This is a genomic window from Devosia sp., from assembly GCF_036563435.1.
In the GTDB taxonomy this organism is placed as follows: domain Bacteria; phylum Pseudomonadota; class Alphaproteobacteria; order Rhizobiales; family Devosiaceae; genus Devosia.
Genome location: NZ_DATCMJ010000014.1, coordinates 209,632 through 227,071, shown reverse-complemented (window position 1 = coordinate 227,071; position 17,440 = coordinate 209,632). Strand labels below are relative to the sequence as shown.

Here is a 17,440-nt window from a genome sequence, read left to right as displayed (position 1 = left end):
GAATATGCCCTATAGGGTGTAACACCCTTGCGGGTTTCGAGGCATCCGGATTGCCACAATGATTATGGACGAAGCGGCCGAGGCGCTGGCAAAGGCCGAATTCTTCGACATCTGCGACGACCAGCAGCGCGGCATGCTCGCCTTTGCCGGCGACCTGCGCCGTTTTGCGCCCGATGAAGTGCTCTACAAGTCCGGCGACGTGCCGCAGGGCGCCTTTGTCCTGATCTCGGGCACGCTGAAGTCGCTCCCCGATGGCGGTGGCAAGCCCTCGGCCATCTCCACCCCCGGCAGTGTCGTTTCGGCCATGGCGCTGATCCTCAGCAAGCCGCGGCCCGTCACGGTTTCCGCCGTCACCGAATGCGACACGCTGTTCGTGCCCCGCTCGGCCTTCCTCAAGCTCGTGCAGCAATCCCCTGACCTGGCGCAACGCGCCGTCGCCCGGATCGAGCGCGACCTTGGCAACTATCTCGGCGCCCTCGAACCCATCCGCCGCCGCATGAAGGGCGAGTAACGAGTGGGGCGTTGGCTCCCCTCCCCCTTGAGGGGAGGGGCTGGGGGTGGGGGTTCTGCATTCTCCCCTGGCATAGAGCTGGGGAGGGTCCTGATCCCCCCACCCCAGCCCTCCCCCCTTAAGGGGGGAGGGAGCCCATGATCGGCGGTTAGTTACCTAAACCCCCGCAAACCGCGCAATTACCGGCACATGGTCGCTCGGCTGCGGGGCATAGCCGCGGTAGCTCTTGACGATTTCGGTGCCGATGCAGTGTTCCGCGACATCTGCGGTGGCCCAGATATGGTCGAGCCGCCGCCCCTTGTTGGCCTCTTCCCAGTTGGCGCTGCGATAGCTCCACCAGGAATAAAGCTTCTCGGAATGCGGCACGTGCTTGCGCACCAGGTCAACCCAGCCATGACCTCCGTTGAGCAGCGCGTCCAGCGCCTCGGTCTCCACCGGCGTGTGGCTGACGATTTTGAGCAGCTGCTTGTGGCTCCAAACGTCGTTTTCGTGCGGCGCCACGTTGAAGTCGCCGGCAATCAGCTGGGCGCGGCTGAACATCGGCTCGCCGAACCAGGCCTTAAGCTCGTCGAGGAAGCCCAGCTTGTGCTTGAACTTGGGGTTGATCTCCGGGTCGGGCTCATCGCCGCCGGCCGGAATATAGAAGTCATGCAGGGTCACCGGCCCATGGCCAAAATCGGTGAGTGCCGAGATATGCCGCGACTCGGGGATTTCGCAGAAGACCTTGCTGGAAATGTCGGTCAGCGGGAACTTCGAGACGATGGCGACGCCATGATAGCCCTTCTGCCCATGCACCGCCTGGTGCGGATAGCCCGCGTCGCGCAGGGCATTGCGCGGAAACTGGTCATCCGTGCACTTGATCTCCTGGAACATGATCACGTCCGGCGCGTGCTTGCCGATGAAATCGAGCACCATGGGCAGGCGCAGGCGAATGGAGTTGATGTTCCAGGTGACGATGGAGACGGGCATTTTCGGCCTTTGCTGGAGGGGCATTCCTTATCGCCAAGCCGGTCCAGCGCTGCAAGCCGGAAGTGACGCCCTCGATGCTGGCAGTGTGTTGACGCATTCGCAGGGGTGGCGAACGGGTTTCACGTGAATCATCGAGGCTGCTGCCACCCACCGGGCGTCACCCTCGGGCATGACCCGAGGGTGACAATCGCGACTGGGCGACAAACAAAAACCCGGCCTTGCGACCGGGTTTTCGTGTTCAGCGCTGGCCTCGGCTTATTCGGCCTTGGGTGCCTCTTCTGCGGCAGCAGCAGCGGCCTCGGCGGCCTTGGCAGCGGCTGCAGCTTCTGCGTCCTTGGCGGCCTGTTCGGCGGCAAAGGCCTCGGCGGCTGCAATCTTTTCGGCTTCGCGGGCTTCGCGAGCAGCCTGGGCGGCTTCGCGCTCGCCGGCTTCGATCTTCTTGGTGCGCGAGTTGGTCGATTCGAAAATACGAGCCGACTTACCGCGACGGTCACGCAGGTAGTAGAGCTTGGCGCGACGCACCTTGCCGCGCTTGAGCACTTCAACCGAAGCGATGTTGGGCGAATAGAGCGGGAACACGCGTTCCACGCCTTCACCATAGGAAATCTTGCGCACGGTGAACGAGGCGGTGATGCCGCCGCCATTCAGCGCGATCACGACGCCTTCATAGGCCTGCAGGCGCTCTTTTTCGCCTTCGCGGATCTTGACCCACACCTTGACGGTATCGCCATGGGTGAAATCGGGAAGCTCGCGCTTGGCGGCCAGTTCTTCGACATGGGCAGCGTTGAGCTGCTGGATGATATTCATGATCCGTCTCGATCTTTTCAAAGGAGCGACTGTTCGCGTTTTGAGGCGCGATCGCCCGGTCTTGGTTATAACGGAGGTTGGCAGTCTTCTTGTTGGTGCGAACAGAGTCCGATAAGCCCCGGCCGCGGTAGTGGCGGCTCCATAGGGGATTTTAGGCGCGGAGTCTAGTGCCCGCGACGGCTTGAGGCCTCATGAGACCTCATCCTGAGCTTGTCGAAGGACGAGGTCGGGCGCACGGAATCTCGCGTGCCACGCCCTCGTGGTTCGACAGGCTCACCATGAGGGCTACTTCAGCAGATCCGGCCTACGCCGCCGCGTGAGCTCCATGCTCTGCTCCTGGCGCCACCTGACGATCTTGCCGTGATCGCCCGAGGTCAGCACCTGGGGGATATCGACCCCCTCGAAAGTCTGTGGCCGCGTATAGTGCGGATATTCCAGCAGCCCGTTCTCGAAGCTTTCATCGGCATGGCTCTCGGCCTTGCCCAGCACGCCGGGGATCAGCCGTACCACGGCTTCGAGCAGCACCATGGCCGCGACCTCGCCACCGGCCAGCACATAGTCGCCTATGGAAATTTCCTCAAGCGCGCGCCCGTCGATCACCCGTTGATCCACCCCCTCGAAGCGTCCGCAGACGATGACGGCGCCGGGGCCCAGTGCCAGCTCGCGCGCCCTTTGCTGCGTCAGCGGCCTGCCGCGGGGCGACATCAGGATACGCGGGCGGGGATCGCCCTGCGGCGCGACGGTGTCGATGGCCTTGGCCAGGATATCGGGCTTGAGCACCATGCCAGCGCCACCCCCAGACGGGGTGTCATCGACTGTCCGATGCCGATCACTGGCGAAGTCACGCAGCTGCGTCGCCGAGAGCGACCACAAGCCTTCGGCCAGCCCGCGGCCGAGCACCGACGCGCCGAGCGGCCCGGGGAACAGCTCGGGAAACAGCGTGATGACGGCGGCAGAAAAGCTCAATCGGGCTCTTCCTCGCCCTCTTCGGCATCGAGCGGCACGACAATGGTCAGGTAGCCGCCGGCAATGTCGATCTCGGGCACCACGGCCTTGGTGAAGGGGTAGAGGAAAGTGTCGCCGCTCTGAGGATCGCGCACTTCCAGGAGATCGCCGGCGCCGAAATTGGGCAGGGCCGAGACCTTGCCGATCACCACGCCGGTATCGAGCCGGGCCTCGAGCCCGATCAGGTCGGCATGGTAGAAATCGTCCTCGTCCTCGGGCTCAGGAAGCTTGTCGCGGTCGATAAAGAGGTTGACGCCGTTGAGCGCCTCGGCCGCCGTGCGGTCGTTGATGCCCTTGACCTGCGCCACGACCACCGTCTTGTGCATGCGCAGCTTGCTCAGGGTCACGGTGAGACCAGGCCGGTCGGTGTCGAGCGGACCATAGCTGCCGATGGCCAGCGGGTCCTGGGTATGGGCCGAGATCCGCACATGCCCCTTGATGCCATGGGCAGCGCCAATCTGGCCGACGAGGATCTTGTTGTTGTTGCTCATGCTTGCTCCGGCAATAAGGAGCGTCTTAGCAGGACCTGCGGGGCTTGGGAACCAAGGGCGGCGGGCGGCAATTGTCCCCCCACACCCTCAAGGAGCCCACAATGGCCAAGATCCTCACCAACCGCGAAGATATCCGCCAGTGGACGGAGGCGCGCAGCGGCTACCCGATGCTGATGGACACGCCCGATGGCACCGGAACCCGCACCCTGCTGCAGCTGACCTTCGGCCAGCATGCGCTCAACAGCGAAAACAATGAAGGCCCCGACCGGCTGACTGGCTTCCAGCTCGCCGACTGGGACGATTGGTTCGCAGCGCTCGAGGAAAACAACCTTGCCATCCGCGTCTCCGACGATCCCTCGGGCGGCAACGAGAACGAGTTCGAGTTCGTGGCGCGCGACCTTGCCTCACGCGAAGAGGGCGAGGGCACGACAGGGGCGGCACAAAAGCCTGCCGTCATCACCATCCAGAACCCCGACAGCAAGGATCGCGCCGCGCCGGACGCTGTCTAGCGGCAAAGAGCGGGCAGACGGCGGCAGAACACTGGCTCTGCCCTGCCGTCTGCGGACGCAACCGGCATCAGGCGCTGGCCGGCAGGGTATTGAGGCCCGTCTCATAGAGGCGGATGGTCGCTTCGATATCTTCGATATGCATGGCAAGGCCCTGTTCCACCGCTTCCACCTGGCGGCGCAAGAGGTCGCGGCGCGAGATCAGGTCAAAGCGTTCGCTTTCCAGTTCCTTGACCGCGAGGTCAATCCGGTCGCGATGGGTAGCCAGGCGCTGTACCATGGGGGCGCTCTGCTTGGCCGCTTCCTGCAGCACTGCCTCGACCTGCTCGATTTCCGGCTGCACGATCTTCAGTGTCGTTGTCTTGGACCGCGTGGTCATTCTTGTTCTTCCACATTCGATGTTGCCCTGCTCGTCTCCCGCCGGGCGGGATCGCATTAAGGGCAAGTAATATCGAGTTAACGCGGAATCCCAAGGTTTACCGGGAGTTTACCTTAACAGCTACGAAGCTCTACCGATCCGGGAACCAATAACGGCGGGCGTCAGTCGTCCGCCGAGGCCTCGATGGCTTCCATGTCTTCGTCGGAAAAGCCGAAATGGTGGCCCAGTTCGTGGATCAGCACATGGGTGACGACCTCACCCAGCGTGTTGTCGTCGTTCTCGGCCCAGTAGTCGAGAATTGCCCTGCGATAAAGGAAGACAGTGTTGGGCAATTGCCCTGTCTGAGGCACGGCGCCGTCTTCGGTGAGGCCGATGCCGGTAAAGAGCCCCATGAGCTCGAAAGGGCTCTCCATCCCAAACCCCTGGAGGATATCGTCCTCGGCAAACTCGGCCACCGAGCAGGTGACGTTGGCTGCCAGCGACTTGAAGGGTTCGGGTAGTTCCCTCAGCGCCTGACTGGCGAGGGCTTCGATGTCGTCGAGTGTAGGGGCGAAGGCTTTGGTCCAGTCGGTCATGGTACGACCAGCCCCCACGTCATTCCCGCGAAAGCGGGAATCTCCCTGCCAAGACATAGGGGGATCCCTGCCTTCGCGGGGATGATGTCTTGATTGAAAGGGGCGTTAGACCGCGCAAGGACCTCATCCTGAGCTTGTCGAAGGATGAGGTCCGGGTGCGTTACTGCCACTCGCGGATATCGACGAAGTGGCCGGCGATCGCGGCAGCGGCGGCCATGGCCGGAGCGACCAGATGGGTGCGGCCCTTGAAGCCTTGGCGGCCCTCGAAGTTGCGGTTCGAGGTCGAGGCGCAGCGTTCCTGCGGCTTGAGCTTGTCCGGGTTCATGGCCAGGCACATCGAGCAGCCCGGTTCGCGCCATTCGAAACCGGCATTCTTGAAGATCACGTCGAGACCCTCAGCCTCGGCCTGATCCTTGACCAGGCCCGAGCCGGGCACCACCATGGCATTGACGCCCGGCGCCACTTTGCGGTCGCCGATTACGGCGGCTGCAGCGCGCAGGTCCTCGATGCGGCCATTGGTGCACGAACCGATGAACACCCGATCAACGGCGATGTCGGTGATCTTGGTGCCGGGCTGGAGGCCCATATAGTCGAGCGCCCGCCACTTGGAAGCGCGCTTGTTTTCGTCCTGGATGTCGTCGGGATCGGGAACGACACCGGTTACCGAGATCACGTCCTCGGGGGAGGAGCCCCAGCTCACGATTGGCGGCAGCTTGGCGGCATCGAGGATGACCACCTTGTCGTAGACTGCGCCTTCGTCGGTATAGAGCGTCTTCCAGTAGTCGACGGCCATGTCCCACGCTTTGCCCTTGGGCGCGCGTTCGCGGCCCTTGACGTATTCGAAGGTCGTCTCGTCGGGGGCGATCAGGCCGGCGCGGGCGCCGCCCTCGATGGTCATGTTGCAGACCGTCATGCGGCCTTCCATGGAAAGCGAGCGGATGGCTTCGCCGGCAAATTCGATCACATGGCCATTGCCGCCGGCGGTGCCGATCTCCCCGATGATCGCCAGGATGATATCCTTGGCGGTGACATGAGGCGGAAGCTTGCCATCCACACGCACCAGCATGTTCTTGGCCTTCTGCTGGATCAGCGTCTGCGTCGCCAGCACGTGCTCGACTTCCGAGGTGCCGATACCATGCGCCAGGGCGCCGAAGGCGCCATGGGTCGAGGTATGGCTATCGCCGCAGACAATGGTCATGCCGGGCAGGGTGAAGCCCTGTTCAGGGCCCACGATGTGGACGATGCCCTGCCGCTTGTCGAAGGGGTCGAAATATTCGATGCCGAAATCGCGCGTGTTTTCCGCCAGCGTTTCGATCTGGATGGCGCTTTCCGGATCGGGGTTGGGCAGGGTGCGGTCGGTGGTGGGGACATTGTGGTCCACCACGGCTAGGGTGCGCTCGGGGTGGCGCACCTTGCGCCCGTTCATGCGCAGGCCCTCGAAGGCCTGCGGGCTCGTGACTTCGTGGACGAGATGACGGTCGATATAGATCAGCGAGGTGCCATCCTCGTTGTTCTGGACCAGATGGTCGTCCCAGATCTTGTCATAGAGCGTGCGGGCTTTGGTCATGGCGCTATTCCGGCAGGAAAGATTGGAGTGGTTCTAAGGCAGGACCGACATGCCGGTCAAGCATAACCGTACTCACGGGTACGGCACTAGGCTGGCTGCCGGATGTCGCGCATGCCGCGCACGGCAAAGATGCCCAGGAGGCTGGTATCGAGGCCGATCTTCAGGCGGCACCAGAGGGCGATAGCCACCTGCGCCGCAATGCGCGCACCCATGTTGGCCGCCGCCGCACCGACAATGCCATAGGTGGGGATCACGAGGAACTGAACCAGGAATCCCAGCGCCATGATCGAGCCGAAGATCGCCACATAGGCGCGCTCGTGGCCGGTCATCATCATCACGATCTTGGACGGCCCGGTGGCAGCGTCGAACAGGAGGCCAAAGGCCAGCAGCACCAGCACCAATTGCCCTTCGGCATAGCTGTCGCCGAACAGCGACAGGATCCAGTCGCCCCAACCGACAAAGGCGGCGAAGATGCCGAGCGAAAAGAGGAAGCCGGCGGTGGAGGCGAGGGCGGTGATCGCCTGCGCCTTGCGCATCTGCCCGGCATGGAAATGCTGCGCCACCATGGGGGCAATCACCAGCTCAATGGCGAAGGTGAAAAGCGTCATCAGCCCCGCCGTGCGGAAAGCGTTGAAGTAGATGCCGGAGCTTTCCAGATCCAGCATCAGCCCCACAAGGATTACATCGGCATTAAGCGCCGCGGTTTCGATCAGCGCGCCCAGCATCAGCCAGCGGCTGATGCCGCCCCATTGCCGCCAGAAGCGCCGCACCGCCCCCAGCGCCGGCAGCAGCACATATTTGCCCGTCTCGGCGCGCCAGAACTGCAGCACCAGCATCAGCGCCAGGAGCGCGGCGGCCAGCACCAAGGCGTCGGGACCGCTCAGCACCACGCCGACCGCGAAAAGCGCCAGCACCGAGCCGGGCAGGGCGAGGCGCCAGAAGATGTCGCGCGGCACCAGCGCTGTCCAAACCGACCCCTGCGCCCGCAGCACCGAGGAATTGTATTCGGCCATGGCCATGGGAAGGATCAGGAAGGCCGCGCCATAGAAGTGGTTCGGCGTGTCGCTGAGCGGCGCCACCTTCCAGGTGACAAACACCAGGAGGCAGAGGGCCGCGGCAGTGGCGAGGCTGGCTACAATGGTCAATGTCGAACCGGCGCGCACCGCTTCCACGGCCGCTTCGGGACGGTTGGCCACGGTTTCCTGCGACCACAGGCGGAGGATGGCCAGGGGCTGGCCGACACCGGCGCCGATGGCCAGCACGGTGGCGAGCGCGAGGCCGAAGGCAAAGTGGCCGTATTCGTCCGGCGACATGGTGCGCGAGAGCACCACATAGGTCAGATAGGTGAGGCCGGCGGTGGCCACCTTGATGCCCAGCGACGCTACCGACCGCCAGAGGCCAGCCCGCAGCACCGCCGAAAGATCATGGGGAATCGTGAACCGCATCAATGCCTCGAGGCCGCCGGCACTGGCCGCGGCCTCGCGCAATCTCGCATGGCAATCTCAAGAAGGTCTTACTGCCAGGCCCCGGTTTTCCCGCCGTCGCGGTGGTTTAGTGCCGGAAGTGGCGCATGCCGGTCATGACCATGGCGATCCCAGCCGCATCGGCGGCGGCGATCACCTCGTCATCGCGCATCGAGCCGCCCGGCTGGATCACCGCGGTGGCGCCGGCAGCGACCAGCGCCTCGAGCCCATCGGCGAAGGGGAAGAAGGCGTCCGACGCGACAACGGACCCTTGCGTCAATGCCCCCTCGATGCCCGCCGCCTTGGCCGCATCGATCGACTTGCGATGGCCGGTCAGCGCCGAATCCACACGGCTCATCTGCCCGGCACCGATGCCCGCGGTGGCGCCGCCCCTCACATAGACGATGGCGTTGGATTTGACGTGCTTGGCCACCTTGGCGGCCAGCCTGAGGTCGGCCATCTCGGCCTCGGTCGGCTGCCGCTTGGTCACCACCTTGAGCTCGCAATCGTCGACATTGCGGTTGTCGCGCGACTGCACGAGAAGTCCGCCGGCCACCGACTTCACCAGGAGACCCTCGGCCTTGCTGTCGGCGAGGCCGCCCGTCAGAAGCAAGCGCAGGTTCTTCTTGGCGGCGATGATCTCCTGCGCCTCCGGCGTGGCGGAGGGCGCGACGATCACCTCGGTGAAGACCTTGACGATCTCGGTTGCCGTTTCGGCATCGATCTCGCGATTGGTGGCGACAATGCCGCCAAAGGCCGAAACAGGGTCGGTGCGCAGCGCATTGCGATAGGCTGTCACCAGATCAGCCGCAACGGCAACACCGCACGGATTGGCGTGCTTGATGATGGCAACGGCAGCGCCTTGCGCTGGATCGAACTCGCTGACCAGTTCGAAGGCGGCATCGGTGTCGTTGATATTGTTGTAGCTCAGCGTCTTGCCTTGCACCTGCTGGGCGGTGGCGACGCCGGGGCGATCCTCGCCATTGCCATAAAAGGCAGCCCACTGATGCGGGTTCTCGCCATAGCGCATCACCTCGCGCAGGGAACCAGCGAAGCTGCGATAGCTCACTTCCGGATAGTCGATCTCGCGGGCAAACCACGACGAGATGGCGCTGTCATAGGCCGCCGTACGGGCATAGGCCTTAGCAGCGAGCTTCTGGCGCAGGGCAAAGGGAATGCCGCCATTGCGGATGGCTTCGAGGATTTCCGGATAATCGGCCGGGTCGACGACCACGGTCACATAGGCATGATTCTTGGCAGCCGAGCGCACCATGGCCGGACCGCCGATGTCGATATTTTCGATGATGTCGTCGTAACCGGCGCCTGAAGCGACGGTCTTTTCGAAGGGGTAGAGGTTGACCGCGACGAGGTCGATGGCGCCGATCCCGTGCTCATCCATCGATGCAGCATGAGCTGGGTTGTCGCGCACCGACAGGAGCCCGCCATGCACCTTGGGATGCAGCGTCTTGACGCGACCGTCCATCATTTCGGGGAAACCGGTAAGGTCGGCGATCTCGCGCACGGGAAGACCGGCCTCGCTGATCAGTCTGTGCGTGCCGCCGGTGGACACGAGCTCGACTCCCGCTTCACTCAACCCCCGGGCAAAATCGGCCATGCCGGTTTTGTCGAATACCGAAAGCAGCGCCCGCCCGACCTTGACCGTCTTGCCCATGAGGATGTTCCCGCTCGTGATGAAGTTGCCGGCTCGCTAGCACGAAGCGGCGGGCGCGCCAACCTCCCGCGGGCCTTAAGCCTGTTCCAGCGTGAAGATCCACGCCACTTCAGCGTCGGCGACGACATCGGCCTCCAGCACCAGCTGCCGCGTCTTGTGGAAGCCGACATAGGCGGACTGGCGGACGCTTTCCTCTTCGCGGCATTGCGCACCTTCCCAAAGGAAGCTCCAGACGGCGCCGCTCGGCAGCACCAGCCGCACCAGGCCTTCGCCGCCATTGCGGCGGACCATGACATTGGGTGCCAGGTGAAAACGGATGGCCAGCAGCCCCGATGGCGTCGATTTGCCGATCATCCGGTCCTGCCCGACCAGCGTCGTGCCGCCCGAGAGGAGCGTGATCCGCCGTTCCAGCTCCACGCCGAAGCGCTTGGCAAAGCCGCTCGACGTCAAGGTCAGGAGGTTGTCGGCCGGCACAAGCTCCAGCATCGGCGCGCGCGGCGGCGGGATATCTTCGGCATCGATGGTCGGACCCGAATGGGCGATGCCCTGCCGGAACAAGGCCTTGCTGTCGGGCAGGTCGGAAGGTGCCGGTCCGCAGGACCCCAGGATCAGCTCCGAGCCATGGGAGAATTCAAAGGCCAGGGCGCTGTTGTGGCGGTCCGCGTCCATGCCCACGGGCGGCGCGATGCCGCTATCGGCGACCACCACGGTTTGCCCCTCGCGCAGGATGCCGTAGCCACCCAGCAGCCGCGAGCGGCGCTTGCGTACCGGACCATTGGCCTGGATGGCAATCAGCACGTCATGGGCCAGATGGCCGCAGCCGTTGAAATAGGCCGGTTCGCCGCTCGACAGCGTCAGCGCGTCCAGCGCCTCGTGCATGCGGTCGATCTGCGCCATCAGCTCGTTGCCGGCCTCGGACTTGGCGGAAGCTGCGACCGAGCGGATGCTGACCAGCTCCACCAGCAGCTGCAACTGCAGCTTGCTGTTGCGGGACAGGTGCATGCCGTCGCTGTCGAGCTGTTCGGCCAGAAGCGCATTGAGCCGCTCCACCCGCGAGGCAATGTCGGTGCGCTCGTTCTGTTCGCAGAATTCGGCGGCGAGCAATGCGGTGGCGACCAGGATTGCCTCGGCCGGTTCGCTGGTGAGGCCGGCACGGACCTTTAGGCTCTGAATCTGCGCGCCGAGGAGACGCTGGATGGTGCGCTGTTCGGCGGGGTTGGCACCGTCCAGCAGCAGCGGCAGGTGCCGCAACCAGTTGAGCACACGCTGCGCCGTCAGGGCCGGGGCCCAGGTGTCGTGCTGGAACTGGCCTTCATGGCCGATCCAGTCGAGCACGAGGAGCCGGGCAAACAGCCGTTCGCCCGCATCGCGCACATCGCGGAAATGACGCAGCCAGGCAAAGCCATGGAGGCTCAGCCACCAGTCGGGATGGGAGACATCGAGGGAAAAGGGCGAAGCCCCGTCGGTCTCCACCAGCTTGCTGGCGAGGAGATAGCGCCCCGCCATCATGTCGCGCACGGTTTCACGGTCGGCCGGCCGCAGCTCGGGAATGTCACCGGCAAAGGCATCGTCGGCCAGGCTGCGCCAGGTCCAGCGCGCGATGGGCAGCGTCACCATGGCGTCGGCAAGGCCAAGCGCAGCCCTGCGCATGGCATGGGGCAGACGCGGCGCCATCACTGCGCCCGTCCGGTCATGGCCGGCTTTGCCCCATTGGTGCCCGTCACAAGTTCAGTCCTCGCAATTGGCCTTGAGGCCAGTGTTCAGCGGCGGCGGAAGCGGGCCACGAAGAACCCATCCATACCACCCTCGCGGCCGCCTGGCGCCATCCCCGGATGAGTGCGTACCAGGCCCCTGTCGCTCACGGCCTGTTCGAGGCCCGGCAGTTCGTCGGGCGTAACCGGCCACAGCTCCAGCCCCGGCAGGGAATGCAGCGCCCACTCGACCTGCTCCTCGCCCTCGGCCGGTTCCAGCGAACACACGCAATAGATCAGCACGCCGCCCACTTCAAGGCAGCGGAAAGCATTGGTGAGCAATGCTTTTTGCAGCCGTACCCGTCCGGCCACGTCGCCCACGGAGCGGTGCCAGATCACCTCGGGATGGCGGCGGAAGGTGCCCGTCGCCGAGCAGGGCGCATCGAGCAGCACGCCATCGTAGAGCGAATTGGGGGCGAAGGTGCCCGCATCGCCGACAATGATCTCGGCATTGTAGTCGAGGCGCTTGAGATTGCCCTTGAGCCGCTCCATGCGCGTGGCGTCGCTGTCGAGCGCCGTCACGGCATAACCGGCCTTGAGCAATTGCGCCGTCTTGCCGCCGGGCGCGGCGCAAAGATCGAGCACGCGGCCCCCGGTCTTGGCGCCGAGGAGGCGCGCCGGAATGGCCGAGGCGGCATCCTGCACCCACCACTTACCCTCATCATAGCCGGGCAGCGCCTCGACCGGGCGGTCGCGCTGGTCGATACGCACGGTGTCCGCCATCACCTTTTCGGCGCCCAGCGCATCGATCAGATCCGGATCGTCATTCTTGAGCGTCAGGTCGAGCGGCGCGCCGGCCAGCAAGGCTGCGGTGAAGCCGTCGATCGCTTCCTCGCCATAGGCGTTGAGCCAGGTGTCGCCGAAGGTATCGGGGATCAGCAGGTCGTCGTCGAGCATGCCGAACCTGGCCGAGTTGGCCTGTGCCGAGCGCAGCACCGCGTTCATCAGGCCCGACAGGTGCCGCGCCTTGGGGTCGCGCTTGACCGCTTCCACCGCCAAAAACAGCGCCGAATGGGCACCCAGATCGGGCAGGAAGACCAGTTGCGCCAGCGACAGGCGCAGGACGGCTTCGAAGGTGCCCGACTTGCCGGGCATGCCCTTTTCCAGGAGCGCATGGATGATGAAGTTGAGCTGGCCCTGGCGGCGCAGGGCGGTGGTGATCAACCGGTTGGCCAGCGCCCGATCGCGCCCGTCGGCCAGCTCCTGGCTCGACAGGGGCACAAAATTGTCCCCCGCCAAAACCGCCTTCAACCGCTCTGCAGCAACAAGGCGGAGCTTGAGCCCCGCCGGATCAGGTTTGTGATGCGCCACGCTTTGTCTTATCCCCAGGGACCGCGTTGTCCGCCGTCCTCATCGGCTCGCCCGACGGTCGGCACGCGCCAGCCGCTGCGGCTTGCACCGGGGGTAACCGGGGCGCGGCGCGGCTGGAGCCGTGCGCCCTTATCGTTCACCTGCATCGTCCCTGCAAGCTGGCGCAGCGCCATGATGCGGTTGCCGGTGTCGGGATGGGTGGAAAAGAGGTTGTCCATCCGCTGCCCCGATAGGGGATTGATGATGTACATATGCGCCATGGCCGGATTGCGCTCGGCCGCGACATTGACGTGCCGCCCGGCGAGCGTCGCGATCTTTTCGAGCGCCGAGGCAAGCGCCAGCGGGTCGCCCGAAATTTCGGCCCCGTCCTTGTCGGCCTCGTATTCGCGGGTGCGGCTCACCGCCATCTGCACCACCATGGCGGCGACGGGGGCAAGGAACACCATAAGGAGCGCGCCCATGCCGCCCAGCGGATTGTCGCGATTGTTGCCGCCGCCAAAGAACAGGCCGAACTGCGCCAAAGCCGAAATGGCACCGGCAAAGGTCGCGGTAATGGTCATGGTCAGCGTATCGCGCGAGCGGATATGGGCCAGTTCATGCGCCACGACGGCGGCAACTTCGCGCGTATCGAGATGGCGCAGGAGGCCCGTCGATACCGCAACCGCCGCGTTTTGCGGGTTGCGACCGGTGGCAAAGGCATTGGGCTGGTCGGTGTTGATCACATAGACGGCAGGCGTCGGGATGCCGGCCTTGCGCGACAGCGTGTCGACCATGTCATAGAGTTCGGGCACGCGGGAGCGCTCCACCGGCACGGCGTTCTGCATGCGCAGCACCAGCTTGTCGGAATTCCAGTAGCCGATGAAATTGGTGATGAGCGCGAAGCCGAAAGCCAGCATCATGCCGCTCGTGCCACCGATGAAGTAGCCCACGACCATGAAAAGCGCGGTCAGCGCCGCCAGCAGCAATGTGGTCCGAAACGCGTTGAACATCAGGAGCCCTTGGGTTCGCCTTGATGGGCAATTATGTTGTGTCGCCAAGGGTTCCATGCAAGCGGCATACCAAATCGTAAGGTAATACAATGAGCGACGAGGACACAGCGCCGGACGAACGGCGCCCACCCCTCAGCGACGCGGCCAAGCGGGCGCTGGCGGAAGCCCAGGCAAGGCGGGCCGAGATCGACGCCAAAGGCGCCTTCGCCCCCAAGGAGCAAGGCGGCCGCGGCGGCCTCGAGCCCGTCCGCTATGGCGATTGGGAGATTAAAGGCCTGACCAGCGACTTCTAGCCGACAAGGTCCGCGAGGCTGAAGCCGGCGGCTGAGGCGGCGACGGTCATGGCGACGATGACGATCGCGGCGATCAGCGCGAATTCCACTGGCATGATGCCGGCTTGGTCCCGCCTGAACCTGGAAAAAAGATCGAACATGGGGCCACCGCTACGCGCTTACTATGGCCACTTTCTGTCACCGCCCAGCTGAACCCAGGCTGAACGGCTAGGAGCGCGCGGCGGCGATGGCGGGCAGGAGTTCGGCCTGCACGGCCTCGGGCGACAGGGCCCCCACATGCTTGAAGGTGATCACCCCGTCCGCATCGACCACAAAGGTCTCGGGCACGCCATAGACGCCCCAATCGATGGAGACTCGGCGGTCCCGGTCCGCCCCCACCGCATCATAGGGATTGCCCAGTTCGCGGAGGAAGGCGCGGGCATTTTCCGGTGCGTCGGCCTGGTTGATGCCGAAGAGGCGAATCCCCGACACATCCTTGAGCGCCACCAGCAGCGGATGCTCGTCGCGGCAGGGAATGCACCAAGAGGCAAAGACATTGACCACCGTCACCTCGCCCTTGAGCGCTGCCGTGTCGAAGCCCGGCACGCCGAGTTCGGGCACTTCCTCGAGGGCGAACTGGGGCGCCGGCTTGTCGATGAGGACGCTGCGCACGAGGTTAGGGTCGCGGTTCATCGACATGGCAAAGACGGCAACCAGCGCCGCCAGCGCCAACAACGGCAAGGCAAAGAGGACGTAGCGCATTATTTGCCCCGCCGCGCTTCGAGCGCCTGGAGCTTGCGCGCCGTGACGCGGGCGTCATGAAGCGTCCAGCCGATCAGGGCCAGGAGGCCCAAGGCAACGCCGATATAGGCCCAGACGATATAGGTGGCGTGCGGTCCCAGATCGATCATGCGGCGTTCCCCTGTGCGAGGCGCCGCTGCAGCCCCATCACCCGGCGCCGCTTGACCTCGGTATGCATGGCCTTGAGCTGCAGCGTGATGAACAGGAATGTAAACGCGAAGAACATCACGAACAGCGGCAGCAGGATCGAGCCGGGCATGCGCGGCCCGTCCGCCCGGAAGACGCTGGCCGGCTGATGCAGCGTTGACCACCAATCGACTGAGAACTTGATGATCGGGATATTGACCGCGCCGACCAGCGTAAAGACGGCAATGACGCGGGCAGCGCGCAGCTGGTCGTCGAAGGCGCGCCAGAGGGCGATGAGGCCGAGATAGATGAACAGGAGCACCAGGGTCGAGGTCATGCGCCCGTCCCATTCCCAGAACGTGCCCCAGGTCGGGCGGCCCCAAAGCGCGCCGGTAAAAAGGGCGAGGGCGGTGAACAGCGCCCCGAGCGGCGCGGCGGCCTTCATCGACACATCGGCCATGGGATGGCGCCAGACCAGGGTGCCTAGCGCCGAAACGGCCATGGTGGCGTAGACGAATTGCGACAGCCAGGCGTTGGGCACGTGGACATACATGATGCGCACGGTGTGGCCCATCTGGTAGTCCTCGGGAGACTGGAAGAGGGCCAAATAGAGCCCGGCCACGAACAGCAGCGCCGTCACCACGGTGAGCGGCCACAGCAGCGGCCTGGTCCAGGCGACGAACTGCCCCGGATGGGCCAGCCGGTTCCACCAGCGCTGCTTGGGTGTCGTGTCGAGAGTCATGCCGTTGAGTAGCCCTCATCCTGAGCTTGTCGAAGGACGAGGGCGTGGCACGTGGCCTCCACTCGCCCGACCTCGTGGTTCGACAGGCTCACCATGAGGTTTCGCGGGTATCTGATGCTCTAGTCTTCAGCCGAACTTATCGCAAGGGCCGCGGCGAAGGGAGCCAGCGCCACGGCCATGAGGCTCAATGCCGCAAGAAACAGCATGGCGGCACCCGATTGCCCCACCGATACGGCACCCGTGCCAAAGATCAGCACCGGAATGGAAAGCGGCGCGAGAAGTATCGGCGAAATCAAGGCGCCGCGCCGGATGCTGACCGTTACCGCAGCCCCCAAGGCGCCGAAGGCCGCCAAAGCCGGCGTGCCCAGAAGCAGCGAACAGATGGTACGCCAGAGGGCATCGCCCTCCATGGCCAGGAGCACGGCCAGCAGCGGACTGGCCACGATCAGCGGCAGCGCCGTCACCAGCCAATGGACGATCAACTTTGCGGCAACAATGGCGCTGAGCGGCAATTCCGCCTGGCGCAGAAGGATCATGGTCCCATCCTCATGGTCGGGCCGGAACAGCCGGTCGAGACCCAGCAGCATGGCAAGAAAGGCCGCGATCCAGACAATGCCGGGTGCGATGCGCGCGAGCAGTTCCTGGTCAGGCCCCACGGCAAAGGGCACGATGGCGCCCACGATCACGAAAAACAGCACCAGCGTCAGCATGTCGCCGCCGCCGCGCAAGGCGAGGCGCAGTTCGCGCCGGAGGAGCGCCCGGAATGCCGTCACCGCCCCACCCCCAGAAACAGCGTCCGGACGCGGTCGCTGTCGGGCAGGGTGATCGCGTCATGCGTTGCGGCAATGGCCATGCCGCCCAGGCTCAAATGCCGATCCAGCAGGCGCGTCACCAAGGCATGACCTTCCACATCCAGGGCGGCGGTGGGTTCGTCGAGCAGCCAGAGCGGTCGCTGAGACACCAGGAGGCGCGCCAGCGCCAGGCGCCGTCCCTGACCGGCCGAGAGATAGCCGGCGTCAAGTTCGGCCAGGTGCCCCAGCCCGACCTCGCCCAGCGCTTCGTCTACCGAAGTTCCGGATGGTCCGTTCACCTCGGCCCAGAAATCGAGGTTCTCGGCCACGGTAAGGCGCGGCTTGATGGCGTTGCGGTGACCGCAATAGTGCAGCACGCGCGCATCCTCGTCTCGGCCCTTGATGGCGAGCTTTCCCTCGAGCGGCGGCACGATGCCGGCCAGGGTCAGGAGCAATGTGGTCTTGCCCGTCCCGTTGGGGCCACGCAGCAGCAGGCACTGGCCGCTTTCGACCGTTAAGCTCAGCGGCGCCGTCAGCGCCATGCCCCCACGGCCGCATTGGAGAGCCTCGGCGCACAGCGTAAGCGGGGGGAAGAGGTGCCGTTGGGTCATGACCCCTTCTCGTATTGAAGCGCAGGTCGGGCTGGCAAGCCCCCATGTTGTTCTCTATAACGCCTCATAGTTTGGAGTCATTCCAGCAAAGGCAGCGCAGT

21 protein-coding genes are annotated in these 17,440 nt (G+C 64.7%); 3 read left to right on the top strand and 18 right to left on the bottom strand.

Annotated features, from left to right (window positions below):
- The first annotated feature begins 58 nt into the window (after window positions 1–58).
- The gene (locus tag VIL88_RS09355) at window positions 59–511 is read left to right on the top strand and encodes a cyclic nucleotide-binding domain-containing protein (RefSeq protein WP_331988063.1); all 453 of its coding nucleotides are present in this window, start codon (window positions 59–61) and stop codon (window positions 509–511) included.
- A 156-nt stretch (window positions 512–667) separates the two neighbouring features.
- Here the strand turns inward: VIL88_RS09355 and VIL88_RS09350 are convergent, their stop codons facing one another.
- From VIL88_RS09350 to rimM, 4 genes are all read right to left on the bottom strand, one after another.
- Entirely contained in the window at window positions 668–1,480 is an 813-nt protein-coding gene (locus VIL88_RS09350) for an exodeoxyribonuclease III (protein ID WP_331988060.1), read from the bottom strand.
- Window positions 1,481–1,735: 255 nt separating this feature from the next.
- Window positions 1,736–2,287, bottom strand: coding sequence for a 50S ribosomal protein L19 (gene rplS / locus VIL88_RS09345; protein ID WP_331988058.1), 552 nt, complete (start codon window positions 2,285–2,287; stop codon window positions 1,736–1,738).
- Between the two features lie 285 nt (window positions 2,288–2,572).
- Window positions 2,573–3,253: a tRNA (guanosine(37)-N1)-methyltransferase TrmD gene (gene trmD / locus VIL88_RS09340; RefSeq protein ID WP_331988056.1), complete on the bottom strand. Its 681-nt coding sequence runs from the start codon at window positions 3,251–3,253 to the stop codon at window positions 2,573–2,575.
- Window positions 3,250–3,783 carry a ribosome maturation factor RimM gene (gene rimM, locus VIL88_RS09335; protein ID WP_331988054.1) on the bottom strand — a complete coding sequence of 178 codons (534 nt, stop codon included), beginning with the start codon at window positions 3,781–3,783 and terminating at the stop codon, window positions 3,250–3,252. The genes trmD and rimM overlap by 4 nt, the downstream gene beginning before the upstream one ends.
- A gap of 101 nt (window positions 3,784–3,884) precedes the next feature.
- On the opposite strand from rimM, the gene VIL88_RS09330 reads away from it, so the two are divergent.
- On the top strand, window positions 3,885–4,292 hold the full coding sequence (locus VIL88_RS09330) for a hypothetical protein (protein ID WP_331988050.1): 408 nt from the start codon (window positions 3,885–3,887) through the stop codon (window positions 4,290–4,292).
- 67 nt (window positions 4,293–4,359) lie between these two features.
- On the opposite strand, the gene VIL88_RS09325 is transcribed toward VIL88_RS09330, so the two are convergent.
- The 8 genes from VIL88_RS09325 to htpX form a co-directional block, all read right to left on the bottom strand.
- Window positions 4,360–4,668 (bottom strand): hypothetical protein, encoded by a 309-nt coding sequence (locus tag VIL88_RS09325; protein ID WP_331988048.1) that lies wholly within the window; start codon window positions 4,666–4,668, stop codon window positions 4,360–4,362.
- A 161-nt stretch (window positions 4,669–4,829) separates the two neighbouring features.
- A complete protein-coding gene (locus tag VIL88_RS09320) occupies window positions 4,830–5,243 on the bottom strand; it encodes a metallopeptidase family protein (RefSeq protein ID WP_331988046.1) in 414 nt (137 codons plus the stop codon).
- Window positions 5,244–5,403: 160 nt separating this feature from the next.
- Window positions 5,404–6,810 carry a 3-isopropylmalate dehydratase large subunit gene (gene leuC / locus VIL88_RS09315; RefSeq protein WP_331988044.1) on the bottom strand — a complete coding sequence of 469 codons (1,407 nt, stop codon included), beginning with the start codon at window positions 6,808–6,810 and terminating at the stop codon, window positions 5,404–5,406.
- An 86-nt stretch (window positions 6,811–6,896) separates the two neighbouring features.
- Entirely contained in the window at window positions 6,897–8,255 is a 1,359-nt protein-coding gene (locus VIL88_RS09310; protein ID WP_331988042.1) for a lipopolysaccharide biosynthesis protein, read from the bottom strand.
- A gap of 106 nt (window positions 8,256–8,361) precedes the next feature.
- Window positions 8,362–9,945, bottom strand: coding sequence for a bifunctional phosphoribosylaminoimidazolecarboxamide formyltransferase/IMP cyclohydrolase (purH, locus tag VIL88_RS09305; protein ID WP_331988040.1), 1,584 nt, complete (start codon window positions 9,943–9,945; stop codon window positions 8,362–8,364).
- A gap of 75 nt (window positions 9,946–10,020) precedes the next feature.
- Window positions 10,021–11,619 carry a heparinase II/III family protein gene (locus VIL88_RS09300; protein ID WP_331988038.1) on the bottom strand — a complete coding sequence of 533 codons (1,599 nt, stop codon included), beginning with the start codon at window positions 11,617–11,619 and terminating at the stop codon, window positions 10,021–10,023.
- Between the two features lie 86 nt (window positions 11,620–11,705).
- Window positions 11,706–13,007 carry an RsmB/NOP family class I SAM-dependent RNA methyltransferase gene (locus VIL88_RS09295; RefSeq protein WP_331988036.1) on the bottom strand — a complete coding sequence of 434 codons (1,302 nt, stop codon included), beginning with the start codon at window positions 13,005–13,007 and terminating at the stop codon, window positions 11,706–11,708.
- A gap of 8 nt (window positions 13,008–13,015) precedes the next feature.
- A complete protein-coding gene (gene htpX / locus VIL88_RS09290; protein WP_331988034.1) occupies window positions 13,016–13,996 on the bottom strand; it encodes a zinc metalloprotease HtpX in 981 nt (326 codons plus the stop codon).
- Window positions 13,997–14,085: 89 nt separating this feature from the next.
- Between htpX and VIL88_RS09285 the strand changes: the two genes are divergently transcribed.
- Window positions 14,086–14,289: a DUF1674 domain-containing protein gene (locus tag VIL88_RS09285; protein WP_331988032.1), complete on the top strand. Its 204-nt coding sequence runs from the start codon at window positions 14,086–14,088 to the stop codon at window positions 14,287–14,289.
- Here the strand turns inward: VIL88_RS09285 and VIL88_RS09280 are convergent.
- From VIL88_RS09280 to ccmA, 6 genes are all read right to left on the bottom strand, one after another.
- Entirely contained in the window at window positions 14,286–14,429 is a 144-nt protein-coding gene (locus VIL88_RS09280) for a Flp family type IVb pilin (RefSeq protein ID WP_331988030.1), read from the bottom strand. The genes VIL88_RS09285 and VIL88_RS09280 overlap by 4 nt on opposite strands.
- Before the next feature lie 67 nt (window positions 14,430–14,496).
- Complete coding sequence (locus tag VIL88_RS09275; RefSeq protein ID WP_331988028.1) at window positions 14,497–15,030, bottom strand: DsbE family thiol:disulfide interchange protein; 534 nt, start codon at window positions 15,028–15,030, stop codon at window positions 14,497–14,499.
- On the bottom strand, window positions 15,030–15,179 hold the full coding sequence (ccmD, locus tag VIL88_RS09270; protein ID WP_331988026.1) for a heme exporter protein CcmD: 150 nt from the start codon (window positions 15,177–15,179) through the stop codon (window positions 15,030–15,032). The genes VIL88_RS09275 and ccmD overlap by 1 nt, the downstream gene beginning before the upstream one ends.
- The gene (locus tag VIL88_RS09265; protein ID WP_331988024.1) at window positions 15,176–15,937 is read right to left on the bottom strand and encodes a heme ABC transporter permease; all 762 of its coding nucleotides are present in this window, start codon (window positions 15,935–15,937) and stop codon (window positions 15,176–15,178) included. The genes ccmD and VIL88_RS09265 overlap by 4 nt, the downstream gene beginning before the upstream one ends.
- A 119-nt stretch (window positions 15,938–16,056) precedes the next feature.
- A complete protein-coding gene (gene ccmB / locus VIL88_RS09260) occupies window positions 16,057–16,710 on the bottom strand; it encodes a heme exporter protein CcmB (RefSeq protein ID WP_331988022.1) in 654 nt (217 codons plus the stop codon).
- Window positions 16,707–17,339, bottom strand: coding sequence for a heme ABC exporter ATP-binding protein CcmA (gene ccmA, locus VIL88_RS09255; RefSeq protein ID WP_331988020.1), 633 nt, complete (start codon window positions 17,337–17,339; stop codon window positions 16,707–16,709). Before ccmA ends, ccmB begins: the two co-directional genes overlap by 4 nt.
- Window positions 17,340–17,440: the final 101 nt, after the last annotated feature.